Below are 24,754 nucleotides of genomic sequence, written 5' to 3'. Positions count from 1 at the left end.
TCAAGCCTTGCTCTTTTCCGCGTCCTCGCGCGCCTTCTTCTTCGCCATCTCGGCTTTCTCTTTCTCTGCCGCCGCCTTCAATTGCGGGTGGCGCGAGTAGAGATAGCTTTGCTGCGCGAGCGTCAGGACGTTCGAGGTGACCCAGTAGATGAGGAGACCCGCTGCAAACGGCGCCATCACAAACATCAGGAACCACGGCATCAGGTTGAAGATCTGCTGCTGCACGGGGTCCATCGCGCTCGGATTGAGCTTGAAGGTCAGCCACATCGTCACGCCCAGCAGCACGGCAAGGATACCGATGCCGAGGAAGCCGGGGACATCATACGGCAGGAGGCCGAACAGGTTGAGGATCTTCGCAGGATCGGGCGCGGAAAGGTCGCTCATGTAGAGGAACGGCTCGTGCCGCATTTCGATCGCGAGGTAGAGCACCTTGTAGAGCGCGAAGAATATAGGGATCTGGATAAGGAGCGGAAGACAGCCCGCAAGCGGATTGACCTTCTCCTCCTTGTAAAGCTCCATGATCTTTTGCTGCTGGGTCTGCTTGTCGTCCTTGTAGCGCTCCTGAATGGCTTTCATCTTGGGCTGGACGGCCTTCATCTGCGCCATCGAAGCGAACTGCTTCTGCGCAATCGGGAACAGCAGGCCGCGGATGATCACGGTCAGAAGGATGATCGCAACACCGAAATTGCCGACAAGGCCATTGAGCGTGCGAAGCAGCCACAGAAGCGGCTTTTCGAACCATTCAAACCAGCCCCAGCTGATCGCCTTGCCGAAATAGGTGATGCCAGCGTCTTCGTACTGGTCGAGGATCGCGCTTTCCTTGGCGCCTGCAAAAAGCTGCGTGCCCCGCGTCAGCGATCCGCCCGCTGGAACGGTCTGAGCATCGTAGATCAGATCGGCGCGGAAAAGCTGGTCGCCCAGCGAACGCCAGCCGGCGCTGTCGGCTTCGCCCTCGCCGGGGATGAGCGCGCTTGCCCAGTAATTGTCGGTGAAGCCCAACCACGACACAGCACCTGCCGGGTTGTCGCGGCCAAGCTCAGCCAGTTCCTCGTAGGAATTGGGATCGTATAGCGAGCCGCCAAACACACCGGTCGGGCCGGCATGAGCAATGAACTGGTCAGGCGATGCGGTTTCGCTGGTACGCTTGATCAGGGCAAAAGGCTGGACGATCGCTGCATTCGCCGACCCATTTTCCACCGTCTGCTGCGCCGAGACCATGTAATTGTCGTCGATCGAAAATGCGACGCGGTAGGTGATGCCGTTCTCGTCAGTGCGCGACAGAGTAACCGGTGTTTCAGGCGTCAGACGCTCTCCATCGGCCTCCCAGATCGCGCGGCTCGACATGCGCTGGCCGCCGACGACAAAACCAAACTCGGCATAATGCTGTTCGTCCGTCCGGTCGGGCGCAAAGATGCGCACGGGATCGCTGCCTTCCTGCGTGGTTTCGTCATAGTCCTTGAGCACAAGATCATCCACGCGCGCGCCGACCAGATTGATCGATCCGGCGACGCGCGGCGCATCGATGATGACGCGGTTCTCGCTCGCAAGCGCAGTCCCGAGATCGACAGGTCCGACCTCGGCAGCCGCTTCGCCCAAATCTCCAGCTGGACCATCGGTCGAACTGGTGACCGTGTCCGCATCAGCAGGATCGCTTGCAGCGCCCGACATGACTTCACTGGGAGCGGGCACATCGGATTGAGGGTAGAAGTACCGCATGCCCATATCCCAACTGAGAATGAGCAGGCCCGAAAGCACGACGGCGAGCAGGATATTACGCTGGTTGTCCAAGATTATGCCCTAGCGAGAAACCATTTGAAGTGTGTTATGTGGGTATGACAGCTCGTATTTCCAGCCCTTCAAGGAACCGGATCGTGGCCGTGCCCTCCCCATGGATGGCAGCGCCCTAGCCGCTTTGCGGCAAGCCATCCACCCTTGAGAGCGCCATATTTGCGCAAAGCCTCAATCGCGTACTGGCTGCATGACGGCGAATAACGGCAGGTTGGAGGCAGTATGCGCGACGGGCCGAGCTGCCAGAAACGTGCAATAAAGATAAGCACATGCTTCATTTGCGCTTGTTCCCGCGCCGCGGGCGGCGGCCGCGTCCGGTATCGCCTCTACCCTCCTTTGCCCGGGTAAGGGCTGCGTGAAGCTCCTCGGCCATCGTCGAATAATCGCGCTCAACCCCGCCGGAGCGGCCGATAAGAACATGGTCGTGATTCGCGAGGCCGCCTTCAGGAAGCGCCGCGCGAAGAAGCTCGCGAAAGCGCCGCTTCATCCGGTTGCGCACCACGGCGTTGCCGATCTTTTTCGTGACCGTGATGCCGTAGCGCAAGCCTTCGCCATCATTGGGACGGGTCAGCAAAACGAAACCGGGCCGTGCGTTTCGCAGCCCCTTGTTCGCCGCAAGGAAATCGGCGCGTTTTGTAAGAACGGTCGGCATTAAAGTTGACCTATACCATGCTGATCGGACCAGCCGAACAGTTTGGCAGGAATGCAAACGGGCTCCCGAAGGGAGCCCGCAAACGCGACTGCGCGCCGCCGCTCATGCGGCGATGGCCAAGCGCGCCGGATGGCCCGCGCCCGGCGCCTGAGGGCGCCGAAAAGATTAAGCGCTGAGCTTCTTGCGACCGCGCTTGCGGCGTGCGCGGATGACCTTGCGGCCGCCCGGGGTTGCCTTGCGCGCGAAGAAACCGTGCCGACGGGCACGCACGAGATTGCTGGGCTGGAAAGTCCGCTTCATATCGTCCTCGAATAACTGGCTGGAAGCTGCTTACGGGCGGTGTGACCATCCACGGCTTGCGGCGTCCAAAATGCGGCCGGTTTTTGAACCAGCCAAAACTGAAGGCGCGCGCCTATGGGAAAGCGCGAAGAGAGTCAAGGCGCGTATCGATTCGCGCCAATGCGAATGTCGCCTTCTGGATGAGCCCCATGTCGATAGCCGTCACGTCGAGATATGCAATCTGCGGCTGTGGTGGCTGTTCGGGCCGCAACCAGAAGCGCATGTCGTCAGCGACAAGCCACAGCGCTGTGCGATGCGGAACCGAATTGGTCATGGCGTAGAATTCGTGCGCTCGTCGCTCGCTCATGCCCATTTCGACGTAGTAATCGAGATAGAGCCTGTGCGCAGGGTCACTGGCGGCGAAGTCGTCCGCTTCGCGACCATGATTGTCGAGCCAGGAATGAACCGCGAACTGGGCTCCATCATCAACCCGGCGCGTAACGCCTGCAAGAAAAAGCTCGACTGCTCCTGACCGTACAGACCCACCACGCGGCACATGGGTCGAGAGGCCCGCAGCGCGAATACGGCGGCCAACCGCGAGATTCGCAATGTCATTCGTTGTGCCAGGCGCCTCGACCATCTCGAGCGTCTCGATCTGCGGAAAATCGCGCATCATTGCGTCAAAATATCGCGGTGTGGAACTGTCAGTCGAGCCGACCATTTTGACCCGCGTCTGGCTGGTCACGACGAAGGGACCATACTGCGCGAGCATACGCGGCGAGCTACGCGGCACAGCAGGCAGGGCATAGCGCGCAGCGGAACGAGTTTCAGCGACCCTTTTCCCATTCATGATCGTAGTGGTGATCGTGGGCATTGACGCGGTGTCGATTTGGCCGTTGCCAGCATCGACCCTCACCCAGCGGCGAGCGACCGGGTCCCACTCCTCGATCCAGCTCTCGGTCGTAACAGTGCGAGCGCTGCCGAGATGCATCGAAGCGGAATGCTGCGCCGATGCAGGCGATGCGAAGAATGCACCGGCAAAGGCGAGCTGGAGTGCGGCGAGCAGGAAGGCAATCCGTTTCATGCTCTATGGCATAACTTTGCCGAGGTTCAGGAAGTGCCAAGGTTTATGCTTGCGAAGACCTTTCGCAGTGAAACCTAGGGGCACTGCAAGTTTCTGTTTATAATTGGTAATCCCGTTTGCGGGATCGGTCGTGTAAGCACACCAGACTTACAGGTGTTAACCGGCGCAAGGCTCTCGACAAAGCTATGCAAGCCATCCAAAAGAGGCCGAGGTGCACCGTGAAAACTGGGGGTCGTTCGTGGTCGCGCTTGTCCAAACCGTTGCTTATCTCGGGCTTGAAGCCCGCAAGGTCGAAGTCCAGTGCCAGGTGGCTCCGGGCCTTCCGCGCTTTTCCATTGTCGGCCTGCCTGACAAGGCGGTGAGCGAAAGCCGTGAGCGGGTACAGGCAGCGCTATCGGCGATGGGCCTCGCGATGCCGCCCAAGCGGATCACAATCAATCTCTCGCCTGCTGATCTTCCCAAAGATGGCTCGCATTTCGACCTCCCCATCGCGCTCGCGCTGCTGGCGGCGATGGGCGTGACGGATGCCGAGCAACTGGGTGACTGGATCGCGGTTGGCGAGCTTTCTCTCGATGGGCGCGTGGTAGCATCACCCGGCGTCCTGATCGCAGCGCTTCATGCGAGCAGCGAGGAGTGCGGGTTGATCTGCCCAGCAAGCCAAGGCGCGGAAGCCAAGTGGGCGAGCGGCGTTCCGGTGCTCGCACCGCGCGACCTTTCCTCGTTGCTCGGCCACCTGAAGGGCACACAGGTGCTCGCAGAGCCGGAGCGGGGAGAGGTGGAAGAGGCCCCCGCTGTCACCGACCTCAAACAAGTAAAGGGTCAGGAGACCGCCAAGCGCGCGCTCGAAATTGCGGCAGCGGGAGGGCACAACCTCTTGATGATCGGACCGCCCGGATCGGGCAAAAGCCTGCTTGCCTCATGCCTTCCCGGCATCCTGCCCGAACTGTCGCCCTCCGAAGCGCTCGAAGTGTCGATGGTGCAATCGGTCGCGGGATTGCTCGAAGCGGGCCGTATCAGTCGTTCGCGCCCTTTTCGTGCGCCGCACCATTCGGCGAGCATGGCGGCGCTAACAGGCGGCGGCCTGAAGGTGCGCCCGGGCGAAGTGAGCTTGGCGCATCTGGGCGTGCTGTTCCTCGACGAGCTTCCCGAATTCCAGCGCCCTGTCCTCGATTCGCTGCGCCAGCCGCTCGAGACAGGACAAGTCGATGTCGCGCGTGCGAATGCGCATGTTACCTTCCCCGCGCAGGTACAGCTAATCGCTGCGATGAACCCGTGCCGCTGCGGTTATGCGGGCGATCCGGCGCAGAACTGCAATCGCTATCCGCGCTGCGTCGGCGACTATCAGGGGCGGTTGTCCGGACCGCTGCTCGACCGGATAGACCTGCATGTCGAAGTCGCCGCAGTGAGCGCAATGGACATGGCCTTGCCTCCGCCAACCGAGGGTAGCGAAGACGTGGCCCGCCGTGTCGCTCACGCGCGAAGGCAGGCACAGGCGCGCGGGGTTCGCTCAAATTCAGAGCTGGAAGGTGACTCTCTGGAAGCCCACGCCTCTCCCGATGACGAAGGCCGTGCATTGTTGATGCGGGCGGCAGAAAAATTACGGCTCTCGGCGCGCAGCTATACGCGCATGCTCCGGGTCGCTCGCACCATCGCAGACCTCTCTGGTGCAGAGCAGGTAGGGCGGGTCCATATCGCCGAGGCACTTTCCTATCGGCAGACGATCGGGCGATAGCGCAACACACGGCGTGACATTTCGTCGACCCGGCGGCAAAGGCCGCAGATATGGACGTGTTCGATCCCCAGTGGCTGATCTATCTCGGCGCGGCGCTGCTGCTCATCGCCTATGGCATTCGCGACGAGCTGAAGCTGCGCGTTCTGATCGTCGTCTCAACCTTCGTCTACATCGCTTATTACTCGCTGCTGCCCACAGGCCCCTTGTGGGACCCGATCATCACGAGCTTTCTGTTTGTAGCGATCAATTTCTGGGTCCTTGGGCAGATCGCTCTTGAGCGCACCACCCTGAGCCTGAGCGAAGATGAAAAGCGGCTGTTCGATGCATTCGAGACGCTCACTCCTGGGCAATTCCGCCGCGTGCTCAAGATCGCGCAATGGCGCCGGGCCGACGATCCGGATGGCACCCTGCTAACGCGCGATGACGAGCCTTCCAATGCGCTCTTCTATGTTTTCGAGGGCATCATCTCGGTCGAAAAACATGGCCGGCGCTTCCGCCTTCCCGAAAACAATTTCGTCGGCGAAGTCGGCTACGTCCTCAATCGCAAGACCACCACCACATCGGTTGCGCCAGAAGGCGTGCGCTATGTCGAGTGGGATGCCGATGCGCTGCGAAAGCTGAGCCGCAAATACCCCAACCTCGGGAACGCGCTCAATGCGCTGCTCACCAGGGATCTGGCGAAGAAGCTCAACACCTCGTTCCGCCCCGATGATGCGATGCCGTCAACCGAGGAATCGCTCGAACTTCTTGAAGCGGTTGAAGGCTAAGCCACTTCGCTGCACATAGTGTCACGTCCCGATGCAATGGGAGGGATGCACACAATGACCCTGTTCGACCCCGCTTGGTTGATCCATGTCGGCACGGCGCTTCTGCTGATTGGCTATGTCATTCGTGACGAGCTGAAGCTGCGCGTGATGATCATCGTCTCGAGCGCCGTATTCAATTTCTACTATTGGCTCGTGCCGGACCCGCCGCTGTGGGACGCGGTGCTCACAGGCTTCCTGATGATCGGCGTTAATCTGTGGGTGCTCAGCCAGGTACTGATGGACCGCACGACCTTTCGGCTGAGCGCGGACGAGAGGCACCTGTTTTCAATGCTCGGCTCGCTCACACCGGGGCAATTTCGCCGCCTCATGCGCATCGGTCGCTGGAGTGCGCAGGAAGATAAAGAGCCTCGCGCCCTAACCCGCGAAGGGCAGGCCACCGATCGGCTCTACTACCTCGTCGATGGCGAAGCAGCGGTCGGAAAGCAGGCGCAGACCTTCGCGCTTCCGGAAGGCCATTTCATCGGCGAGATCGCCTATGTGCGCGACAGTGCGGCGACCGCCGATGTCTGGGCTAAGAAGGGTGCGCGGCTCGTCGAATGGGACGTGAATGAGCTTCGTGCGCTGGGTGAGAAGTATCCTGCACTCGGCAATGCAGTGGCAGCGCTGCTGACCAATGACATGGCTGACAAGCTGGCGGTCAGTTATCGCGGTGACGCGCCCGCGCCGGCCTGAGGTCAGCTCGCCTCGAACTCGCGCACGACTTCGAGAAAGGCTCCGCCCCAGGTGTCGAGCTTTCTCGCGCCCACTCCCTGTATTTCACCCAATTGCGCGAGAGTGCCGGGGCGATCCGAAGCCATCGCGCGCAGCACGCTGTCGTGAAAGATGATGTAGGCGGGGACCCCGTTTTCCTTCGCCAGCGAGGCGCGGCGCGCACGCAGCGCGTCGAAGAGAGGGTCGCCGACCGGATTGGGGACGGCGCTGCCGCGTCCACGGCGCGATTTTTTTGCGGGTGGTTCGGCCATCATCACGGCCTGCTCTCCCTTGAGCACCTCACGGGCCGCCGGACCAAGCGCGAGGCCTCCATGCTCGGTCGTCGTGAGCATGTCGCGCGCGGTGAGGTTGCGCATCACGGCGCGCAGCAGGTGCGCTTCGGATGTATCGAGGATACCAAAAACGGAGAGCTGGTCATGGCCGCGTTGCGTGACGCGCTCATCTTCGCGCCCGAGCAGGACACGCTCTACATGGCCGATCCCGAAGCTTTGCCCGGTGCGATACACCGCGCTCAGGAGCTTTTGCGCGGTTTTCGTCACGTCGAGGACCTTGGGTGGGTTGAGGCAATTGTCGCAATTGCCGCAGGGCTCGGGCAGGTCCTCGCCGAAATGCTTCAGCAGGATCTGGCGGCGGCACCGCGCGGCTTCGACCAGCCCCGCGAGCGAATTGAGGCGCGCGCGTTCCGATTGCAGGCGCGCCTCGCCCACATCACCAAGCCACTGGCGCGCCTTGGCAAAATCGCTCGCTGACCACAGCATCAGCGTTTCTGCCGGATCGCCGTCACGGCCTGCGCGGCCTGTTTCCTGGTAATAGGCTTCGATCGACTTGGGCAGGCCCGCATGGACGACGAAGCGCACGTCAGGTTTGTCGATCCCCATGCCGAACGCGATGGTCGCGACCATCACCATGTCTTCCGATTCGACGAAACGCGCCTGCGTTGCCGCGCGCTCTTCGGGCGGGAGACCGGCGTGATACACACCGACCGGACGGCCCGTTTGCTCAAGCTTGGCGGCAAGGTCCTCGCACCCTTTGCGGCTGGTCCCGTAGATGATCCCGGCACCCGGAGTGCGCGCAATAAAGTCGGCAATCTGCTTGGGCGCGCCCTGTCGCGGCTGGATCGCGTACTGGATATTGGGCCGGTCGAAGCCCGCCTTGATGAGCCCGGCATCAGGAATGCCGAGCTGTTTCAGGATATCGGCACGAGTGACTTCGTCTGCAGTAGCAGTCAAAGCAAGGCGCGGCACATGCTCAAAATGGTCGAGCATCCCGCGAAGCTCGCGGTAATCGGGCCGGAAATCGTGCCCCCATTCCGACACGCAATGCGCCTCGTCGATCGCGAACAGCGAGATGTTTGCCGCCGTCAGAAGCGACTGAAAACCCGGCGTGTTTACCCTTTCAGGCGCGACATAGAGGAGGTCGAGCTCGCCTTCGCGCATCGCCTGAGCCGTTTCTGCCCTGTCCGCATCAGCTGAGGTCAACGACGCGGCGCGAATGCCAACCGAGCGGGCCGAGCGGATTTGGTCGTGCATCAGCGCGATGAGCGGGGAAATGACGATGGTCGTGCCTTCGCGGGCAAGCGCCGGGATCTGGTAGCAGAGTGACTTGCCCGCGCCTGTCGGCATCAGCGCAAGCGTGTGCTCTCCGCCAAGGATGCGCGTGATGACCGCCTCCTGCTTTCCGCGAAAGCCGGAATAGCCGAACACGTCTTTCAGGATATCGTCAGGGGCGGTGGGGGTCACTTGGTTCTCAGGAAGCGTAGCATTCTCACTCTTCGCTACAGATACCTGCTCGTGCCCACCAGTCGGCGTAGCTCGAATTCCTCACCATTCTTCGATTTTCGTCAGGAGCGCCATCGTCCCACCAGACGGGGCCGCGCTCTCCCAGTGCCAGTTTCGCTTCGTGGACCTTGGCGCGCGCCGCCTTTTCCGCTTCGGCATCGCCGGTCCGCTTGGCAGCGCCGACTTCGCGGCGCGCATCCATTAGTGACGCGACCAGACGCTCGCGCTCGTCTTCCGGCAAATGTGGATTGGCCGCGCGCCAAAGCCGTCCGCGCACGATGATATAGCGGCCATCTGGTGTTAGCGACGGCCCGCCGGAATTAGCCAGCGGCGGCTTTCCGTGCTGCATCGATGTCGACAACATCGCCAGGAACGGTGCCCGCACCCGGCGTCGCGGTTGAACCATCGGCGCGCTTGCCAAGGTCTTCGCGGCGCGTCAGCCACAAATCTTCGTGCGTCAGCACACGCCCGTCATGCGCGAGGATAGAGACCGGCCCGATCGGCAGGCGGTCCTTCTCATCGACGAGCACGGGGTCTTCGGTCACGAGCTCTGAGCCATACTTCTGCCCCCACTGACGCAGCGCGATCATGGCCGGCAGCAGGTCGAAACCCTTCTCGGTCAGGCGATATTCGATCTTGCGACGGTCGTCTGCACACGGTTCACGCTTAAGGATGCCGTGGTCGACCAGCTTGGCCAGGCGGTTGGAGAGAATGTTGCGCGCAATGCCGAGCTCGCTGAGAAACTCCTCGAAATGCTTGAGCCCATTGAAGCTCGCCCGCAGGATCATGAAGGACCAGCGTTCCCCCATCACTTCAAGCGCTTGCGGCAGACCGCATTCGATCAGCTCGCGCAGTGGTTCTCTAATGTCGCCCATATCAGTCCTTTCCCAGCAACCTATCTAGCGCGAATTGCGCTGATGGCAAAATCCGGAGCGATTTGCCGCTCAGGGAGCGTGGAAAACCGGTGCCGAAAATAATTTAAGTTTCTAGTTGCAACCTGAAACCTAATCGCATAGGTAGTGATTCGCAACTGGTTTCGAATCGAAACTGTGCACCGCAACAAATACTATTTCAGGTCCCCACTACTGAAAAGGAATAATGTGATGAACCTCTCTCTCCCCCGCGCAAGCCGCATCGCTGTCCTCGCTTCGGCCATCGCTTACACTTCGATGACCTTCGGCATGGCGACCGCCACCCCGGTCGCTGCACAGGGCGGCGCCTACTACACCGCCACCCTCGCCCAGCCAGCTGATGACGACCGCGCTGTTGCTGGCGGCGTTGCATGGATCTGCGAAGGCAACACTTGCGTTGCGAACAAGGGCACCTCGCGCCCGTCGCGCATCTGCCGCGGCCTCGCTCGCGAATTCGGCGAAATCACCACCTTCAAGGTTGAAGGCGAAGATCTCGACGAAGCAAAGCTTGCTCGCTGCAACGGCAACTAAGCCTGGCGAACACCGATCCCAGATCGCCGGGCCGCCTTTAACCTCTGTGTGAGGTGTCCTCCCCTCGCGGCCCGTAGATCTCAATCCGACCCAACTCCAAACCTCAGGTCGGAAAACTCAAGACCCCGGCGAAGCTCCCCCAACAGCTTCGCCGGGGCTTTTTCGTTTTGACTACAGGAAGCCGGCGCTGGCCAGCTGCTGTTCGAGCGCGACCGCGTCGGTAAAGACATGCGCGTCCCAGCCGCGCTCCTTCGCAGCTTCGACGTTGGCCGGGTTATCATCGGTAAAAAAGAGAGCGCCGCCAGCCCGACCGGCGCGCTGCTCGGTGATTGCGTATATGCGCTGATCCGGCTTGGCGATCCGCTCTTGGCCCGAGACAACAATATCTTCGAACAGCTCGAAAATGTCGTGTTCACGGCGAAACTGGGAGAACAGCTCCACGCCGAAATTGGTAAGGCTGTAGAGTGGGACACCCGCTGCATGCAGGCGCCTGACGATTTCGTGTACGCCCGCAACGGCATCGGGTGCGCTTTCGTTGAAGCGCGCCGCATAGGCCGCGATTCTGAGCGCTTGATCTGGATATTGCGCGATCCGTGCCGGTAGCATCTCACCCAACGGCACGCCGCGATCGTGCTGGAAGTGCCATTCTTCGGTTACGACATTGGCAAGAAACCAGTCGAGCTCATCCTTGTCGTGGATCAACTTTGCGAACAGGTTGCGAAGTTGCCAGTGGAACAGCACGCGGCCGATGTCGAACACGACCGCCTTGCCCTGATTGTCTGCGCTCAAGTCTGATGCCTCGTCTTATCGGAGCCTACAAACGGCTGCGGCCCGCTCTCCGGTCTGGAGGCGGGCCGCTGCGTTTCTTCGACCGCCTGCTATTGGGCAGTCGGCCAATCGTCCGGCTTAGCCCTGGCGGGCCTTGAAGCGGCGATTAGTCTTGTTGATGACATAGGTGCGACCACGACGGCGAATAACGCGGCAATCGCGGTGGCGGTTCTTCAGCGACTTGAGGCTGTTGCGGATTTTCATTTTCGGCTTCCCGGTAATAAAACAGGCACCGGAGATGGTCTCCGATGCCGGAAATTCAAGGCGCGGCACTACCCGTGGCCCTACGATTCGTCAACCTTCGCCGCGCAATTGAGACAATTTCCTCTCCCATGCGAGCGCGTGGGCGATGATCGTGTCGAGGTCATCATGCTCCGGCTGCCACGGCAGGTTGGCTCGAATGCGTGACGGATCGGAGATAAGCGACGCCGGATCGCCCGCGCGGCGGCCTTCCATGCGGCGGTCAATTGTCATGTTCGTCACGCGATCGACCGCATCGAGAACTTCGAGCACAGAAAAACCTCGACCATAACCGCAGTTCATCTTCAGCGACCGCTCGGGCTGGGCCATCAGTGCCTCTAGCGCGAGCACATGTGCCGTAGCCAGATCGCTGACGTGAATGTAGTCACGAACGCCTGTTCCATCGGGCGTATCGAAATCGGTGCCGAAGACAGCGACCCCGTCACGCTTGCCGAGCGCCGCTTCGACCGCGACTTTGATCAAATGCGTCGCGCCCGCCGTCGACTGACCGGTGCGCGCTTTAGGATCAGCCCCCGCCACATTGAAATATCGCAGCGCACAGAAATTGAGTGTGTGGGCAGAGGCGGTATCGGTCAGCATCTGCTCGGTCATCAGCTTCGACCAACCATAAGGATTGATCGGACTTTGCGGCGTATCTTCGCGCACGGACGAGACTTCCGGCACACCGTAGGTCGCGGCCGTGGACGAGAAAATGAAGTGCGGCACACCGGCCTTGACCGCAGCCTCGATGAGCGTGCGGCTCTTCGCCGTATTGTTGTGATAGTATTTGAGCGGATCTTCGACGCTTTCGGGCACTACCACCGAACCAGCAAAATGCATGATTGCCCTCGTGCCTTGCTCTTCGAAAATGCGTCCGAGCAGTTCGGCGTCCTCGATATCGCCCTCGTAGAAGGCAACACCATCAGGAACGGCGAACCGAAAACCGGTCGTCAGATTATCGATAACCGCGACGGGCCATCCGGCGTCTTTCAGCGCAAGAACCGCGTGACTGCCTATGTAGCCGGCACCGCCCGTCACCAAAACGGGAACACGATCCGTGGCGTTTTCGTTTCTATTCATGCGCGCGCCCCTAACATGCGCCAGTTAACTGAGGAAATAGCTCATGATGGCTCTGCCCCGTATTGTTCGCCCTGCCCTTGTTCTTGCGCTCGCTGGCACGCTCAGCGCCTGTGCCGGGACTTACACCGGCCCGGTCGAAGTAACGCGCTTCGTGTCCGAGCAACCTGCAATGTTGGGGCAGGGCACGATCACCCTCGAATTCCCGGACGAGTTGCAAAATACGGGCGCACGGGACGCTTTTGCCTCCGCAGTTTCAAGCGAGCTCGAAGCGCTGGGCTACACGGTGGTCATGGATACCGCATCAGCCGGGCAAATCGCGACAATCCGGACATCGCGCAATCCGATCGAAGGTGCCGATCGAGGAGGCCCGGTCAGTGTCGGCGTGGGCGGCGGAACCGGTAGCTTCGGAAGCGGCGTCGGTGTTGGTGTCGGCATCAATCTGGGTGGAGGCGATCGCGGGCCGAGGGTCGTCACTGAACTCTCTGTCCGCATTTCCGGACCTGGCGGAGAAAGCCTTTGGGAAGGCCGCGCTCAGCAGCCCATTTCGATCAAATCGCCTTATGCCGATGTGGATGCGAGCGCGCGTACGCTCACTGCCGCCTTGTTCAAGGACTTTCCCGGTGGCAATGGCGAAACCGTATCCATAGACGTCGACGAACTGCGCTAAGGCTCGCTCGGCAACAATCAGGGGCATTCATGACCAATATCGCAATCGATGCCGCTTTCGACAGCGGCAATATCGAAGTGCTGTCGATCGACGGAGCAAGCGCAAAACTCGCCATCAAGAAGGACCACATGTCCGAATTCGCGCAGTGGTTTCACTTCCGCGTGACTGGCGCAGCGGGCGAGGAAGTGACGCTTAAGATCACCGGCCTCAACGGTAGCGCCTACCCGGGTGGCTGGCCCAATTACGACGCATGCGTTTCCGAAGACCGCGAATACTGGACCCGCGCGGCCAGCACCTTTGACAAGAATGAGGACAATGGCACGCTTACCATTCGCTACGTCCCTGCCTCCAACCTCAGCTGGTTTGCATATTTCGCGCCTTACTCGATGGAGCGTCACCACGACCTCGTCGCCGAAGCGGCCGCGTGCGAGGGGGTCGACCTCGTTCGCCTCACCACCACGCTCGACGGGCAGCCGCTCGACATGCTGCAGATGGGCGATGGGGAGAAACAGGTGTGGCTCTACGCGCGCCAGCACCCCGGTGAAACACAAGCAGAGTGGTGGATGGAAGGCGCGCTCGAATGCCTGACCGATCCCACCGATCCGGTGGCGCGCGGGCTGCGAAAGCATGCGCGCATTCATGTCGTGCCAAATTGCAACCCGGACGGATCGCGCCGCGGCCATCTGCGCACCAACGCTGTAGGCACGAACCTCAATCGCGAGTGGGCCAAGCCCAGCGCCGATAAATCGCCCGAAGTGCTCGCAATCCGGGCGAAGATGGATGAGACCGGTGTCGATTACGCGATGGACGTCCACGGTGACGAAGCCATTCCTGCGGTCTTTCTTGCCGGCTTCGAAGGCATCCCGAGCTGGACCGACGAACTGGGTAAACAATTCTATCGCTACCAGCGGATCCTCGACCGCCGGACCCCCGATTTTCAGACTGAGCTCGGCTATCCCAAAGCAGCGGCCGGCAAGGCCAATCTCGCAATCTCGACCAATCAGGTGGCCGAGCGCTACGGCGCCTGTGCGATGACGCTGGAGATGCCTTACAAAGATCTCGCGGACTTCCCCGAGCCCGAGCAAGGCTGGTCACCCGAGCGTTGCAAACTGCTCGCCCGCGACTGCCTTGCAGCGCTGCTGGAGTGGATTGAAACCAGCGAGGGCTAAGTTCCCCGCACGTCCTCCAGCAGAACTTCATCGACTTCCGCGTTCCCGTGAAGCACCGACACATCGCCGGTCGTCTCGAGGATAGCGGCGCGGACTTCGGACAGCTGGAGGACATTCGCCTCGCGCAGCTTGGCGATCATGTCCTCGCGCCGAATGTGGTTCGCTTTGAGCGCCCCTTCGTCGAATTCACCGTCGCGCATGATTAGGCAGGGCTGATTGCCAATCATGTCGGCTGCGGTCTCCGATCGGCGGCGTAGGAAGGACGTCGCGGCTTGCGCAAGGATCAGGCCGAGCATGGCTGCGATTGCCTGCAGGAATGCCGTCCATTCGCTCGCCTGCCCTGCACCCGCGAGAAGCGAACCGAAGGCAACGGTGGTCACGAAGTCGAAGTTCGTCATCTTCGACAGCGTACGAAGTCCATTCAGCCGGATGAGCAGATTCATCCAGCCCAGCGCAAGAACGGCAAGGATAGCGCCGCGAATGAGGGCATCGGCAATGGGTGGCTCTACAAAAATACGCGCTCTCCGGTAGCTTCTGGTCACCAACGCGTCGCAAGGCCGTTGGTGCCAAGCGCCCACAATTTCAAACCGCTGCCGGTCGGAATGTGCTAAGCTCAAAAGCGATCTTAAGGGAGAACGAGATTGAACCGCACCATTGATCGCCGCCAGTTGCTCGCCGGAACCGGCGCGTTCGCAATGCTGGCGCTCACGCCTTACCCGCTTCGCGCGCAAGGTCTTGGCCTCTCTTCCATTCTGGGGCGCGCAACAGACAACGCACTCGACAAGCTGTCTCAGCCCGGCGCGTTCTACGACGACGAGAGCATTCGTATCGGCCTTCCGATTGTCGGCAATCTCGGCGGGCGCGCAGGTGGGCTGATGGGCTCGCTCCTTAACGCAGGCAACAGGCTTGGCGTGCTGGGCGGTGTCACCCGCTCAATCAACGATGCGGCAGGGGTCGCCGCAGGCGAAGCAAAGCCGATCTTCCGCGATGCGATCGACAATCTGTCGTTCAGTGACGCACCCGGCATCATCCGTGAAAGCGATGGAGGCACGCAATATCTGCGTCAGTCCTCGAACGATCGCCTTCATTCGCGCCTGGAGCCGCTTGTGGACAGCGCGCTCGAAAAGGCAGGTGTCTATGGCCAGTTTGACAAACTTGCCGAAGACCACAGCTTCATTCGCGATGCCGGATTAAACCGGGAGCGCATCAACCGCTCGGTCACCGACCAAGGTCTGGACGGAATCTTCGCTTACATCGGAAGTGAAGAGCGCGAATTCCGCTCCAATCCGCTCGGAGGACTCGGAGACTTGCTCGGTAACTAGACGAGATTTGCCGGGCCGAAGGCATGCGGGAGAAGCTCGGATAGCTTAACGCGGCGTACTTCGTCGTTGCCGACGCACAGAATATCCGGGTTGGTATCGCCCAGCTGAGCGATTTCATTAAGGACCTGGCGGCAGCGCCCGCATGGCGTGATCGGCGCGCCGTCGCCCTTGTCGAGAGGCCCGACGACAGCAACCCTGACAAGCCCGCCGCGCCGCCCCTCGTTGAGCGCCCTGGAAACGGCATTCGTCTCGGCACATAGCGCAAGACCATAGCTCGCATTCTCGACGTTAGAGCCGGTTATCACGGCGCCGTCATCGAACAGCAGGGCGGCCCCCACTTCGTATTCGGAGTACGGCGCATATGCCTTGGTTGCAGCCTCCCTTGCAGCTGCGATCAGCGCGTCGTCATTCATCTTTGCACCACCACCCATTCGATTGCATCCGTCGATGCCTCGCTAACCAATTGACTGTTTGCGCTCCATAGCAGCCACGGTCGTCCGGCATAGTCTGGCCGCGCACGGTCGCGCATCAACCACAGGTCGCGCTCGGTAGAGCGAGCCGTCCTATGACGCGCTTCGAACTGGCGGCCAAGTTTCAGGATGACCGGCTTGCCCGCATGCATCTCGATCTGATTGACCAGGGTCATAAGCTCGCTCTCAACCGCAGCGTCGCTGACAGCAGGCTCGCACCCGCTTGCCGTGCGAAAGAGCGCGATTGCGGGAGGAAGCAGTTCGCCATCACGCGGCACCATACGGGTGTAGCGCGAAGACTGTTCATCGGCGCGCAGACATGGGTCGAAAGGCTGCACGATACCCACCTTGAGCCCTGAGCTGCGCGCTCGCGACAGCCGCGAAGCGAAGCCGGGGTCCGGCACACCGACCGCGTCGGCAAGCTCGAGATAGACGAAGTCCGCGCCAATCGCCTTGAGAGTTTGAAACCGAGTGCCTGAAGTACCGCTGGCGACAACAGCGCCCTGTTCAGGATAAAGCGCCACATCGGGCCGCCAGCTGCGCATGTCCCACCAAAGCCAAGCCGCAAAACCAACGCCAACCAGCACGCCGAGCGCCAACAGTCGGAACATCCACCGGCCCAGAGAGCCGCGCGTCTTTGCCCTGCGCGCCATCCGTCAGCCCTTGATGTGAAGGACGCAGATGAGCGTGAAAAGCCGCCGCGCAGTTGCAAAGTCGGTTTCGACCTTGCCTTCAAGCCGCTCGACCAGAAGCTCTGCCGCACTGTTGTGAATTCCGCGCCGGGCCATGTCGATCGTCTCGATCTCGGCCGGCGTCGCCTTGCGTATCGCCTGGTAGTAGCTGTCGCAGATCGCGAAATACTCCCGGATCGGACGGCGGAAACGGGCAAGGCCTATGAGCAGCGTCTCGAGCGGGTTTTCTTCCTCGTCCGCAATGTCCATTGCCAACCGACCGTCGCGCACCGCGAGGCTGAGGCGATAAGGGCCCTTGGCTCCGCGCTTTGCGCTGCGGACCGGCTTGAAGGTGTTTTCCTCGATCAGGTCGTAGATCGCCACGCGCCGTTCCTGTTCGACATCGGCATTGCGCCACAGGATCGTCTCTTCATCGAGAGCGATGTGGGCGATGCGATGAGAATTCGCGGAATCGGATGGCAGGACGGACATCCGGCTTGCTTTCGCAGATGCGAGGGTCACACTTCAAGACTTCCTTTTGCGAATCCCCGCTATCCACAAGGCAAGAGGCATCTGCGAAAATAATTCGCCGCTCATCGCTCTTGCAGTTGAAGGCCACTTCGCGGATTCTAGAGCCATGGCAAATCCCGAACCGATCCGACCCGTGAACGACCAGAACGATGGCGCCGACGGCGCGCGCAAGCTCCCTTCGAACCTCGAAGCGGAGGCAGCGTTTCTGGGCGCGGTGCTGATCGACAACCGGGTTCTCGAAGAATTGCAGACCCCGATCCGACCAGATCATTTTTTCGAGCCGCTGCATGAACGGATTTTCGACCGAATCCTGAAGATGATCGAGCGCAATGCCACGGCCTCGCCGGTAACCCTGCGCCCGCACTTTGAGGCGGACGAAGCTTTGAAGGAGTTGGGCGGCCCCAAATACCTTGCACAGCTGACAGCGAACGGCTCGGGCCTTCTCGCTCCGCGTGAACTGGCTCAGCAGATTTATGACCTCGCGCTTCTTCGTGAACTGGTGAGTGTTGGACGCGGGCTCGTCGAAGGCGCGCTGGACACATCGGAAGAAACCGATCCGATGGACCGGATCAGTCAGGCCGAAGCAGACCTGTTCCGCGTTGCTGAAGGCGCTGCGACCGGCAACGAGGCATCCACCTTCCGCGATGCCTCGCTGACAGCGATCAAGATGGTCGAGGCCGCGATGAATTCGGGCGGCGGCCTGTCGGGCAAGACCACTGGTCTTGAGACGATCGACCAGAAAACTGCCGGCCTACACGATTCCGACCTTATCATCCTCGCAGGGCGTCCGGGTATGGGGAAGACCTCGCTTGCGACCAACATCGCCTTCAACTGCGCCGAGGAACATCTCAATTGGCAGCGCGATGGGGGCGAACACAATTACGGTGCGCCAACCGCTTTCTTCAGCCTGGAAATGAGTGCGGACCAGTTGGCAACCCGTATCCTTGCCGAGCAGTCCGAAGTGTCTTCCGAAGCGCTGCGCTCAGGTACGCTGACGCGCGACGATTTCCAGAAGCTGTCCTTCGCCAGTCAGCGCCTTGCCGAGCTGCCGCTCTACATCGACGATACCCCGGCGCTCACCATTGGAGGTCTTCGCACCCGTGCGCGCCGGCTCAAGCGGCGGCACGATATCGGGCTGATCGTGGTCGATTACCTTCAGCTTCTGCAAGGCTCTGGTCGGGCAAACGACAACCGCGTCAACGAAATCTCCGAAATCAGTCGCGGCCTCAAGACGCTCGCCAAGGAATTGTCCGTTCCGGTGATCGCACTCTCGCAGCTAAGCCGTGCGGTTGAGCAGCGCGACGACAAGAAGCCGATGCTTTCCGATTTGCGCGAATCCGGCTCGATCGAGCAGGACGCCGACATGGTGTGGTTCATCTACCGGGCGGATTATTACAAGGAAGCCGTGCGTCCCGACATGCCCAATCCCGACGGCTCCTCTTCACCTGAAGTGCAGGACAAATACGCGCAGTGGGAAGCGGAGTATCTCGAAGTGAAGAACAAGGCGACCTTGATCGTCGCCAAGCAACGCCATGGTTCGACCGGCAACGTCCCGCTGCACTTCCAGAGCGAGATCACCAAATTCACCTCGCCCAATATGCGCGACTATTCAAGCTACGGGATCGACGGCTAGGTCGATGCGGCCATTCGGCCCGCGCGATAATCGACGAGACTCAGCCAATGGAATAGGCGCCAGCGTACGCGCTCAAGCAAGCTGGAGTTCTCACGATACCATTGCTTGTCGGCAAGGATCGTAGCCTCTTGCAACCCGTCGATGAATTCGCGCAGCCTTTGCGCAAGTGCCTCGTCTTCCACCCTGACCATCAGTTCGATGTTGATGCGAACGGACCGGCGGTCGAGGTTCGCGCTTCCGAAGTAACTTTTGTCGTCGACCACGAGCAGCTTCATGTGCAGCTTGCACGGCTGGAATTCGAAGATCGAAGCGCCCGCCTTCAGTAGCCGTTTGTAGAAGAGGCGAGCGACCGCAATCGTGCCCTCAAGGTCCGACTTGCCAGCGGTGATCAGGCGCGCCTTTCCGCGTTTGGCGACCTTGGCGATGGCCCGGCGGAAGCTGCGAGGCGGGCCGAAGTAGGCGGTTACGAGATCGAGACGGCTCGCTTTGCGCAGATCCTTTTTGAAGGCGTAAGACCAGTGGGAGCGCCGGATCAGCGGCCCACCCACGAGCAATTGCACACTGCCATCACCGGGGTCCCAGTCGCGGATCATTTTGCGGACCCGGCGAAACTGCGAACCATCGCTTTCGGTCCAGTCCTTGAGTAGCTTGAACCACTTGGTGAATTGCTCCGCGAGTGGCCCTTCGATCAGGACGCCAAGGTCACACCAACCATTGTCAGCCGGGACCGCGAAGTAATGGTCGGAAACGTTCGAACCTCCGGTCATCACTCGCGCATTATCGGCAATCGCGAACTTCTGGTGGTTTCGAACGAGATATCGCACGTTCCAGTCAGCTGAGAAGATCGCGAAATCGCCGCCAGCTTCGACGATGGGCTCGAAAAAGGATGGCGGCGCGTCGGAACCGAAATCGTCGACGATGAGAGCGACCTTCACCCCGCGCCCAGACGCTTCGGCCAGTGCGTCGCGGACCTTGGTCCCCGAGACATCATCCTGAAACATGTAGTAAAATACGTCGAGCGTCTCGCGGGCGTTGGCTATCAGATCGAGCAGATTCTTCAGCCGATCCTTGCCGCGAGGATAGAAGGTGAAATCGTGCCCCTGCGCAGACACCTCGAACGGATCGGGGTCGCAGTAATCAACGCATTCTTTGTCGAGCGGATCGGGGGGATTTTCTCGCGCCATAACCATCCAACGCCCAAGTGCGCCATGAGTTGCAAAATCTTGACTCTTGGCCCCGCGATGCCTAGGTGCAGCGCTCTTTCAGACAACCTGCTTTTGGATAAGGGCCCGCTCAGATGGCACGCGTTACCGTTGAAGATTGCGTCGACAAGGTTCCCAACCGCTTCGACCTCGTTCTGCTTGCAGCACAGCGTGCGCGCGAAATCTCGGGTGGCAGCGAGCTGACGCTTGACCGCGACCGCGACAAGAACCCGGTCGTCGCGCTGCGCGAGATTGCCGAGCAGACCATCAAGCCCAAGGAACTGCACGAATCGCTCGTTACCGGCCTGCAGAAGATCCTGCCGGACGACGAAGATGACGCCGATGAAATCGGTTCGCTCAGCCAGTCGGCGGAAGCTCTGCGTATCACGGCAAGCGCTCCGACCCGGTCCACCTCGATCGGTGCCGACTACGACGGATAAGAACACCGCTCATTCACGGGGCCAAAATGTCCCGAAATGAAAAGGCCGCCAGTTTGGCGGCCTTTTTCGTGTTTGGGTGATAAGGCGAATGGATCAGCGTGCGATGACACGATTGCGACAAAGCTTCGCGGGCCTTGTTATTGCCTTGACCGGGGGTAACAGCATATCATGTAATTGAACCGTCACACTCGGGGGGATTGAAAGCGCAGCCATGGCTTCCATAGCAGTTTACAGTGTCAAAGGCGGGGTCGGAAAGACGACCTTTGCAGTCAATCTGGCCTGGTGTGCAGCAAACATCTCGCGGCGAGAAACGCTCCTTTGGGACCTCGACGCGTCGAATGGCTCGGGCTTTCTGTTGGGCGTTGACCCAAAGAAGAAGCGCACGGCCGAAAGCGTTTTCGATCTGGATCGCAAAGCGAACAAGCTGATCCGCAAGACCGACTACGCCAATCTCCATCTCCTGCCTGCTGACGAAAGCATCCGCACACTGGACCGCCAATTCGACCGGATCGGCAAGAAGAAGCGGCTTGCGAAACTCGCCGAAGGACTGCGCAAGGACTATGATCGCATCATCTTCGACTGCCCTCCCGTCATGAGCGAAGTGAGCGCTCAGGTCATGCGCGCGGCCGATATCGTGATCGTCCCCCTGCCTCCCTCCCCTCTCTCGGCACGAGCGCTCGACCAGGTGGTCGAAGAAGTGCGCGGTTCGGGTAAGGGGCACCCACCGATTTTGCCGGTGATGTCGATGATCGACATGCGCCGCACGCTTCACAAGGAAGCGCGTGCTGCCAATCCCAAATGGCCCGTTGTCCCACTGGCCAGCGCGATCGAGCAGTGCGCGGTGGAGCGCAAGCCGGTCGGTGCCTTCGCACCGCGTTCGCCAGCGGCGCGTGCCTTTGCCCAACTGTGGACCGCGATCGAGCGGAAGCTCGCGAAGGGCTAATACGCCTTACGATTTGGCAAAGTCGCTTCCTCGATTATAGTGCAGCGCAGCACAGTCAGGGGTGGTGCGCGATGAGCGATATTGCAGAAGGGATTGGCGGCGCCATCGAAGGCGCGCTCGCAGGCCGGGCCGTAGAGCCTGCACGCGGCAAGGCCGAATACGATCCTTCCATCACGACTTCCCAAGAAGAAGCGTGTCCCAATTGTGGCTCGATCGCCCATGGCAGTTTCTGCCCCGAATGCGGTCAGAAAACGCATATTCACAGGACACTGTCCGCCATTGCGCACGATCTTGTGCACGGGGTCCTGCATCTTGATGGCAAGCTGTGGAAGACGTTGCCGCTGCTGACGTTCAAACCGGGCAAGCTGACGCGTCGCTACATCGAGGGAGAACGCGCGCAGTTCGTCAGCCCGATGTCGATGTTCCTGTTCAGCGTCTTTTCGATGTTCGCGATCTTCCAGATCATCGGCATCTCTACGCCGACGACGTTCGATGACCAGATTGGGATGGAGCAGGTCGAATCCTCGCTGAACAGCGCGATCGAGAATAACGAGCGCACGCTTCGCGAAATCGAGGCAGAACTTGCTTCCGATACACTGGACGAGGGTGACAGAGCGGATCTCGGGGCGCGTAGGGACGCGGCGCTGGAAGACCTCGAAAACCTTGGTCAGATTTCCGAGCTGCCATTTGTCGACGCCGAGCAGCCTCAAATCGAGGTGCAGCCCGATGGCACGCGGATCATACCGATCGACTCCGACGGCAGCGCCCGCATGTCTATGGGCGAGACCGGGATAGACTGGCTCGACGAAGGCCTAGCCAAAAAGTGGCAGGAGAACCCGGGTCTCATGCTCTACAAATTACAGGCGAACGCCTACAAATTCAGCTGGCTGCTAATCCCGCTATCGATCCCGTTCGTGTGGCTGATCTTTGCCTGGAAGCGGCGCTTCCACGCTTACGATCACGCGATCTTCATCACCTATTCGCTCAGCTTCATGTCACTGATGTTCATCGTGTTGTCGGTTCTCGGCGCAGCAGGCGTGCCGTTGCCTGCACTCGTTCTGGCAGGGATGATCATTCCGCCCATTCACCTCTACAAGCACCTGCGCCACACTTACGAGATCGGTCGCTTCTCATCGTTCTGGCGCCTTATGGTGCTCAGCATCTTCATCTGGGTAGTGATCGGGCTTTTCATCCAGACGCTGATTATGCTCGGCGCCTTCTGACGCAGATGTGAAAAGGGCGCCGCCGGATAGTCAGGCAGCGCCCCAGTCTTCATCCACAGTCTCGTAGTTAGGCGCCTTGCGGGGCTTCATCACCCTTCGAGCCACCGAAGCGCTTGCCCGCCTTGGGAATGGCGGACCCTTGGGCCGGCTTGATCGCGGCAGGGCCACGCGGCTCGTCAGGGCGGTCGATCTTCCCGTCCTTCATCAGCGCGTCGATCTCTTCACCGGTCAGCGTCTCGTATTCGAGCAGCGCCTGTGCGAGCAGGTGGAGCTTATTCTCCTGTTCGGTGAGGATGTCGGTTGCACGCTTGAGGCCGCCTTCGACCAGTTCCTTGATCTCGGCGTCAATCAACTTGTTGGTTTCAGCACCCGCCATGGTGCGAGCCGACTGGCCCATGCCGAGATAGCCTTCCTGCTGCTGTTCATATTGCAGCGGGCCGAGCTTGTCGGACATGCCCCACTTGGTGACCATGTTCTTGGCAAGGTCGGTGGCGTACTGAATGTCACCCGATGCGCCGCTTGAGACCTTGTTGTGGCCGAAGATGATTTCCTCGGCAACACGGCCACCCATGGCAACAGCCAGGTTCGCGTGCATCTTGTCGCGGTGATAGGAATAGCTGTCACGCTCGGGCAAGCGCATGACCATACCCAGCGCACGGCCGCGTGGAATGATCGTAGCCTTGTGGATCGGGTCGGATGCCGGTTCGTTCAGCGAGACGAGCGCATGGCCTGCCTCGTGATAGGCGGTCATCTTTTTCTCGTCCTCGGTCATGACCATGCTGCGGCGTTCTGCGCCCATCATGACCTTGTCCTTGGCGTCCTCGAATTCCTGCATGGCGACAAGGCGCTTGTTACGGCGAGCAGCAAGAAGCGCAGCCTCATTGACGAGGTTCGCGAGGTCAGCGCCCGAGAAGCCCGGGGTGCCGCGCGCGATGGTGCGCGGGTTCACGTCGGGTGCGAGCGGCACCTTCTTCATGTGAACGCCGAGAATCTTCTCGCGCCCATCAATGTCAGGGATCGGCACCACGACCTGGCGGTCAAAGCGGCCCGGACGCAGCAGCGCGGGGTCGAGCACGTCGGGACGGTTGGTCGCCGCGACGATGATGATACCCTCGTTTGCTTCAAAGCCGTCCATTTCGACGAGCAGCTGGTTCAGCGTCTGCTCGCGCTCGTCGTTCGAGTTTCCGAGGCCATGACCACGTGAACGGCCAACGGCGTCGATCTCGTCGATGAACACGATGCAAGGCGCGTTCTTTTTGGCTTGCTCGAACATGTCGCGCACACGGCTTGCACCGACGCCCACAAACATCTCGACAAAGTCCGAACCAGAGATGGTGAAGAACGGCACACCGGCTTCGCCAGCAATCGCACGGGCAAGTAGTGTCTTACCGGTACCGGGCGAGCCTACCAGCAGAGCGCCCTTCGGGATCTGGCCACCAAGCTTCGAGAAGCGCTGCGGGTCCTTAAGGAACTCGACCACTTCTTCCAGCTCTTCGCGCGCCTCGTCGATGCCGGCAACATCTTCAAAGGTCACACGGCCCTGACGTTCGGTGAGCATCTTGGCTTTCGACTTGCCGAAGCCCATCGCGCCGCCACCGCCGCCTTTTTGAACCTGGCGAAGTGCGAAGAACGCGATGCCGAGGATCAGAATGAACGGCAGCGACTGGATCAGGATGTAAAGGAGTACATTAGGCTCATCGCGCTGCTTGCCGGTGAAGTCGACATCGTTCGCTTCTAGCAGCTGCGTGATCTCGGTGTCGTTCGGGACCGGCAGGGTCGAGAACGTTTCGCCATTCTTGAGGGTTCCAGTGATGAGCTCATCGCCAAGCTGGACTTCCTGCACAGCGCCAGCAGTGACCTGGTCGCGAAATTCCGAATAGCGGATCGCGGTGCCTTGCGTCTGCCCAGCGCCGCTGAACATCGACACGACGAGCAGCAGCGCCATGAAGATGCCGCCCCAAATCATCAATTGCTTGACCCATGGGTTCTGGCCTTCGGGAGGCTGCTGGTTGGGGTCGTTCTGTTCGCTCATGGCAAGGGAA

General features: G+C 60.6%; 28 protein-coding genes. 11 read left to right on the top strand and 17 right to left on the bottom strand.

What is annotated here, in order from left to right; genetic code table 11:
• The 5 genes from yidC to AC0V6T_RS00320 all read right to left on the bottom strand — a co-directional run bounded on the left by yidC (position 1) and on the right by AC0V6T_RS00320 (position 3,803).
• Positions 1 to 1,788 carry a membrane protein insertase YidC gene (gene yidC / locus AC0V6T_RS00340; protein ID WP_486123302.1) on the bottom strand — a complete coding sequence of 596 codons (1,788 nt, stop codon included), beginning with the start codon at positions 1,786 to 1,788 and terminating at the stop codon, positions 1 to 3.
• Positions 1,789 to 1,856: 68 nt separating this feature from the next.
• Complete coding sequence (gene yidD, locus AC0V6T_RS00335; RefSeq protein ID WP_007165369.1) at positions 1,857 to 2,066, bottom strand: membrane protein insertion efficiency factor YidD; 210 nt, start codon at positions 2,064 to 2,066, stop codon at positions 1,857 to 1,859.
• Positions 2,063 to 2,440 carry a ribonuclease P protein component gene (gene rnpA, locus AC0V6T_RS00330; protein ID WP_486123300.1) on the bottom strand — a complete coding sequence of 126 codons (378 nt, stop codon included), beginning with the start codon at positions 2,438 to 2,440 and terminating at the stop codon, positions 2,063 to 2,065. Before rnpA ends, yidD begins: the two co-directional genes overlap by 4 nt.
• A gap of 165 nt (positions 2,441 to 2,605) precedes the next feature.
• On the bottom strand, positions 2,606 to 2,740 hold the full coding sequence (rpmH, locus tag AC0V6T_RS00325; RefSeq protein ID WP_007165371.1) for a 50S ribosomal protein L34: 135 nt from the start codon (positions 2,738 to 2,740) through the stop codon (positions 2,606 to 2,608).
• Between the two features lie 112 nt (positions 2,741 to 2,852).
• On the bottom strand, positions 2,853 to 3,803 hold the full coding sequence (locus tag AC0V6T_RS00320; RefSeq protein ID WP_486123297.1) for an alpha/beta hydrolase: 951 nt from the start codon (positions 3,801 to 3,803) through the stop codon (positions 2,853 to 2,855).
• Positions 3,804 to 4,041: 238 nt separating this feature from the next.
• On the opposite strand from AC0V6T_RS00320, the gene AC0V6T_RS00315 reads away from it, so the two are divergent.
• From AC0V6T_RS00315 to AC0V6T_RS00305, 3 genes are read left to right on the top strand one after another with little or no spacing between them, the layout of a single operon-like run.
• Complete coding sequence (locus AC0V6T_RS00315) at positions 4,042 to 5,535, top strand: YifB family Mg chelatase-like AAA ATPase (protein ID WP_486128455.1); 1,494 nt, start codon at positions 4,042 to 4,044, stop codon at positions 5,533 to 5,535.
• A gap of 50 nt (positions 5,536 to 5,585) precedes the next feature.
• On the top strand, positions 5,586 to 6,302 hold the full coding sequence (locus AC0V6T_RS00310; RefSeq protein WP_486123295.1) for a Crp/Fnr family transcriptional regulator: 717 nt from the start codon (positions 5,586 to 5,588) through the stop codon (positions 6,300 to 6,302).
• Positions 6,303 to 6,356: 54 nt separating this feature from the next.
• Positions 6,357 to 7,034 (top strand): cyclic nucleotide-binding domain-containing protein, encoded by a 678-nt coding sequence (locus tag AC0V6T_RS00305; protein ID WP_486123293.1) that lies wholly within the window; start codon positions 6,357 to 6,359, stop codon positions 7,032 to 7,034.
• 2 nt (positions 7,035 to 7,036) lie between these two features.
• On the opposite strand, the gene recQ is transcribed toward AC0V6T_RS00305, so the two are convergent.
• The 3 genes from recQ to AC0V6T_RS00290 are packed head-to-tail and all read right to left on the bottom strand — an operon-like array spanning position 7,037 to position 9,726.
• Positions 7,037 to 8,812 (bottom strand): DNA helicase RecQ, encoded by a 1,776-nt coding sequence (recQ, locus tag AC0V6T_RS00300; RefSeq protein ID WP_486123291.1) that lies wholly within the window; start codon positions 8,810 to 8,812, stop codon positions 7,037 to 7,039.
• A 25-nt stretch (positions 8,813 to 8,837) separates the two neighbouring features.
• The gene (locus AC0V6T_RS00295; RefSeq protein ID WP_486123289.1) at positions 8,838 to 9,200 is read right to left on the bottom strand and encodes a hypothetical protein; all 363 of its coding nucleotides are present in this window, start codon (positions 9,198 to 9,200) and stop codon (positions 8,838 to 8,840) included.
• A complete protein-coding gene (locus AC0V6T_RS00290; protein WP_486123287.1) occupies positions 9,172 to 9,726 on the bottom strand; it encodes a winged helix-turn-helix transcriptional regulator in 555 nt (184 codons plus the stop codon). The genes AC0V6T_RS00295 and AC0V6T_RS00290 overlap by 29 nt, the downstream gene beginning before the upstream one ends.
• Before the next feature lie 228 nt (positions 9,727 to 9,954).
• Between AC0V6T_RS00290 and AC0V6T_RS00285 the strand changes: the two genes are divergently transcribed.
• Positions 9,955 to 10,293 carry a CC_3452 family protein gene (locus tag AC0V6T_RS00285; protein ID WP_007165379.1) on the top strand — a complete coding sequence of 113 codons (339 nt, stop codon included), beginning with the start codon at positions 9,955 to 9,957 and terminating at the stop codon, positions 10,291 to 10,293.
• 171 nt (positions 10,294 to 10,464) lie between these two features.
• On the opposite strand, the gene AC0V6T_RS00280 is transcribed toward AC0V6T_RS00285, so the two are convergent.
• The 3 genes from AC0V6T_RS00280 to galE all read right to left on the bottom strand — a co-directional run bounded on the left by AC0V6T_RS00280 (position 10,465) and on the right by galE (position 12,441).
• On the bottom strand, positions 10,465 to 11,082 hold the full coding sequence (locus AC0V6T_RS00280; RefSeq protein ID WP_486123284.1) for an HAD family hydrolase: 618 nt from the start codon (positions 11,080 to 11,082) through the stop codon (positions 10,465 to 10,467).
• Between the two features lie 117 nt (positions 11,083 to 11,199).
• On the bottom strand, positions 11,200 to 11,325 hold the full coding sequence (ykgO, locus tag AC0V6T_RS00275; protein WP_007165381.1) for a type B 50S ribosomal protein L36: 126 nt from the start codon (positions 11,323 to 11,325) through the stop codon (positions 11,200 to 11,202).
• Positions 11,326 to 11,415: 90 nt separating this feature from the next.
• Positions 11,416 to 12,441: a UDP-glucose 4-epimerase GalE gene (gene galE / locus AC0V6T_RS00270; protein ID WP_486123281.1), complete on the bottom strand. Its 1,026-nt coding sequence runs from the start codon at positions 12,439 to 12,441 to the stop codon at positions 11,416 to 11,418.
• Positions 12,442 to 12,484: 43 nt separating this feature from the next.
• Between galE and AC0V6T_RS00265 the strand changes: the two genes are divergently transcribed.
• Positions 12,485 to 13,108: a hypothetical protein gene (locus AC0V6T_RS00265; RefSeq protein ID WP_486123279.1), complete on the top strand. Its 624-nt coding sequence runs from the start codon at positions 12,485 to 12,487 to the stop codon at positions 13,106 to 13,108.
• A gap of 29 nt (positions 13,109 to 13,137) precedes the next feature.
• Entirely contained in the window at positions 13,138 to 14,277 is a 1,140-nt protein-coding gene (locus tag AC0V6T_RS00260) for a M14 family metallopeptidase (protein ID WP_486123277.1), read from the top strand.
• On the opposite strand, the gene AC0V6T_RS00255 is transcribed toward AC0V6T_RS00260, so the two are convergent.
• Positions 14,274 to 14,819 (bottom strand): DUF421 domain-containing protein, encoded by a 546-nt coding sequence (locus tag AC0V6T_RS00255; protein ID WP_486123275.1) that lies wholly within the window; start codon positions 14,817 to 14,819, stop codon positions 14,274 to 14,276. The two genes, AC0V6T_RS00260 and AC0V6T_RS00255, sit on opposite strands and share 4 nt — an antisense overlap.
• 99 nt (positions 14,820 to 14,918) lie before the next feature.
• Between AC0V6T_RS00255 and AC0V6T_RS00250 the strand changes: the two genes are divergently transcribed.
• Positions 14,919 to 15,599: a DUF4197 domain-containing protein gene (locus AC0V6T_RS00250; RefSeq protein WP_486123273.1), complete on the top strand. Its 681-nt coding sequence runs from the start codon at positions 14,919 to 14,921 to the stop codon at positions 15,597 to 15,599.
• On the opposite strand, the gene AC0V6T_RS00245 is transcribed toward AC0V6T_RS00250, so the two are convergent.
• From AC0V6T_RS00245 to AC0V6T_RS00235, 3 genes are read right to left on the bottom strand one after another with little or no spacing between them, the layout of a single operon-like run.
• Entirely contained in the window at positions 15,596 to 16,012 is a 417-nt protein-coding gene (locus AC0V6T_RS00245) for a cytidine deaminase (RefSeq protein WP_486128453.1), read from the bottom strand. The genes AC0V6T_RS00250 and AC0V6T_RS00245 overlap by 4 nt on opposite strands.
• Positions 16,009 to 16,722 (bottom strand): glycoside hydrolase family 25 protein, encoded by a 714-nt coding sequence (locus tag AC0V6T_RS00240; protein ID WP_486123271.1) that lies wholly within the window; start codon positions 16,720 to 16,722, stop codon positions 16,009 to 16,011. The genes AC0V6T_RS00245 and AC0V6T_RS00240 overlap by 4 nt, the downstream gene beginning before the upstream one ends.
• Positions 16,723 to 16,725: 3 nt before the next feature.
• Positions 16,726 to 17,232, bottom strand: coding sequence for a UPF0262 family protein (locus tag AC0V6T_RS00235; RefSeq protein ID WP_486128451.1), 507 nt, complete (start codon positions 17,230 to 17,232; stop codon positions 16,726 to 16,728).
• Positions 17,233 to 17,377: 145 nt separating this feature from the next.
• Between AC0V6T_RS00235 and AC0V6T_RS00230 the strand changes: the two genes are divergently transcribed.
• Positions 17,378 to 18,904 carry a replicative DNA helicase gene (locus tag AC0V6T_RS00230; RefSeq protein WP_486123269.1) on the top strand — a complete coding sequence of 509 codons (1,527 nt, stop codon included), beginning with the start codon at positions 17,378 to 17,380 and terminating at the stop codon, positions 18,902 to 18,904.
• Here the strand turns inward: AC0V6T_RS00230 and AC0V6T_RS00225 are convergent.
• Positions 18,901 to 20,088: a phospholipase D-like domain-containing protein gene (locus tag AC0V6T_RS00225; protein WP_486123267.1), complete on the bottom strand. Its 1,188-nt coding sequence runs from the start codon at positions 20,086 to 20,088 to the stop codon at positions 18,901 to 18,903. The genes AC0V6T_RS00230 and AC0V6T_RS00225 overlap by 4 nt on opposite strands.
• A 113-nt stretch (positions 20,089 to 20,201) precedes the next feature.
• Between AC0V6T_RS00225 and rpoZ the strand changes: the two genes are divergently transcribed.
• The 3 genes from rpoZ to AC0V6T_RS00210 all read left to right on the top strand — a co-directional run bounded on the left by rpoZ (position 20,202) and on the right by AC0V6T_RS00210 (position 22,712).
• Positions 20,202 to 20,546, top strand: coding sequence for a DNA-directed RNA polymerase subunit omega (gene rpoZ, locus AC0V6T_RS00220; RefSeq protein WP_007165392.1), 345 nt, complete (start codon positions 20,202 to 20,204; stop codon positions 20,544 to 20,546).
• Between the two features lie 211 nt (positions 20,547 to 20,757).
• Positions 20,758 to 21,489 carry a ParA family protein gene (locus AC0V6T_RS00215; RefSeq protein WP_486123264.1) on the top strand — a complete coding sequence of 244 codons (732 nt, stop codon included), beginning with the start codon at positions 20,758 to 20,760 and terminating at the stop codon, positions 21,487 to 21,489.
• A 71-nt stretch (positions 21,490 to 21,560) separates the two neighbouring features.
• Positions 21,561 to 22,712, top strand: coding sequence for a DUF3667 domain-containing protein (locus AC0V6T_RS00210; protein ID WP_486123262.1), 1,152 nt, complete (start codon positions 21,561 to 21,563; stop codon positions 22,710 to 22,712).
• Between the two features lie 67 nt (positions 22,713 to 22,779).
• Here AC0V6T_RS00210 and ftsH read toward each other — a convergent pair whose 3' ends face one another.
• Positions 22,780 to 24,744 carry an ATP-dependent zinc metalloprotease FtsH gene (ftsH, locus tag AC0V6T_RS00205; RefSeq protein WP_486123260.1) on the bottom strand — a complete coding sequence of 655 codons (1,965 nt, stop codon included), beginning with the start codon at positions 24,742 to 24,744 and terminating at the stop codon, positions 22,780 to 22,782.
• Positions 24,745 to 24,754: the final 10 nt, after the last annotated feature.

The sequence above is a fragment of the Erythrobacter sp. S158 genome, assembly GCF_057364915.1.
The sequence above is the reverse complement of the archived record's forward strand: the minus strand, read 5'-3'. Positions and strand labels throughout refer to the sequence as shown.

What these genes read in the sequence shown, in the direction of transcription:
- ykgO (WP_007165381.1), bottom strand. Translation starts at nt 11,325, where the DNA reads ATGAAAATCCGCAACAGCCTCAAGTCGCTGAAGAACCGCCACCGCGAT.
- AC0V6T_RS00210 (WP_486123262.1), top strand. Translation starts at nt 21,561, where the DNA reads ATGAGCGATATTGCAGAAGGGATTGGCGGCGCCATCGAAGGCGCGCTC.
- AC0V6T_RS00225 (WP_486123267.1), bottom strand. Translation starts at nt 20,088, where the DNA reads ATGGCGCGAGAAAATCCCCCCGATCCGCTCGACAAAGAATGCGTTGAT.
- yidD (WP_007165369.1), bottom strand. Translation starts at nt 2,066, where the DNA reads ATGAAGCATGTGCTTATCTTTATTGCACGTTTCTGGCAGCTCGGCCCG.
- AC0V6T_RS00245 (WP_486128453.1), bottom strand. Translation starts at nt 16,012, where the DNA reads ATGAATGACGACGCGCTGATCGCAGCTGCAAGGGAGGCTGCAACCAAG.
- AC0V6T_RS00320 (WP_486123297.1), bottom strand. Translation starts at nt 3,803, where the DNA reads ATGAAACGGATTGCCTTCCTGCTCGCCGCACTCCAGCTCGCCTTTGCC.
- AC0V6T_RS00310 (WP_486123295.1), top strand. Translation starts at nt 5,586, where the DNA reads ATGGACGTGTTCGATCCCCAGTGGCTGATCTATCTCGGCGCGGCGCTG.
- AC0V6T_RS00240 (WP_486123271.1), bottom strand. Translation starts at nt 16,722, where the DNA reads ATGGCGCGCAGGGCAAAGACGCGCGGCTCTCTGGGCCGGTGGATGTTC.
- galE (WP_486123281.1), bottom strand. Translation starts at nt 12,441, where the DNA reads ATGAATAGAAACGAAAACGCCACGGATCGTGTTCCCGTTTTGGTGACG.
- AC0V6T_RS00305 (WP_486123293.1), top strand. Translation starts at nt 6,357, where the DNA reads ATGACCCTGTTCGACCCCGCTTGGTTGATCCATGTCGGCACGGCGCTT.
- AC0V6T_RS00215 (WP_486123264.1), top strand. Translation starts at nt 20,758, where the DNA reads ATGGCTTCCATAGCAGTTTACAGTGTCAAAGGCGGGGTCGGAAAGACG.
- rnpA (WP_486123300.1), bottom strand. Translation starts at nt 2,440, where the DNA reads ATGCCGACCGTTCTTACAAAACGCGCCGATTTCCTTGCGGCGAACAAG.
- AC0V6T_RS00290 (WP_486123287.1), bottom strand. Translation starts at nt 9,726, where the DNA reads ATGGGCGACATTAGAGAACCACTGCGCGAGCTGATCGAATGCGGTCTG.
- AC0V6T_RS00285 (WP_007165379.1), top strand. Translation starts at nt 9,955, where the DNA reads ATGAACCTCTCTCTCCCCCGCGCAAGCCGCATCGCTGTCCTCGCTTCG.
- AC0V6T_RS00295 (WP_486123289.1), bottom strand. Translation starts at nt 9,200, where the DNA reads ATGCAGCACGGAAAGCCGCCGCTGGCTAATTCCGGCGGGCCGTCGCTA.
- rpoZ (WP_007165392.1), top strand. Translation starts at nt 20,202, where the DNA reads ATGGCACGCGTTACCGTTGAAGATTGCGTCGACAAGGTTCCCAACCGC.
- AC0V6T_RS00235 (WP_486128451.1), bottom strand. Translation starts at nt 17,232, where the DNA reads ATGTCCGTCCTGCCATCCGATTCCGCGAATTCTCATCGCATCGCCCAC.
- rpmH (WP_007165371.1), bottom strand. Translation starts at nt 2,740, where the DNA reads ATGAAGCGGACTTTCCAGCCCAGCAATCTCGTGCGTGCCCGTCGGCAC.
- ftsH (WP_486123260.1), bottom strand. Translation starts at nt 24,744, where the DNA reads ATGAGCGAACAGAACGACCCCAACCAGCAGCCTCCCGAAGGCCAGAAC.
- AC0V6T_RS00260 (WP_486123277.1), top strand. Translation starts at nt 13,138, where the DNA reads ATGACCAATATCGCAATCGATGCCGCTTTCGACAGCGGCAATATCGAA.
- AC0V6T_RS00230 (WP_486123269.1), top strand. Translation starts at nt 17,378, where the DNA reads ATGGCAAATCCCGAACCGATCCGACCCGTGAACGACCAGAACGATGGC.
- AC0V6T_RS00265 (WP_486123279.1), top strand. Translation starts at nt 12,485, where the DNA reads ATGATGGCTCTGCCCCGTATTGTTCGCCCTGCCCTTGTTCTTGCGCTC.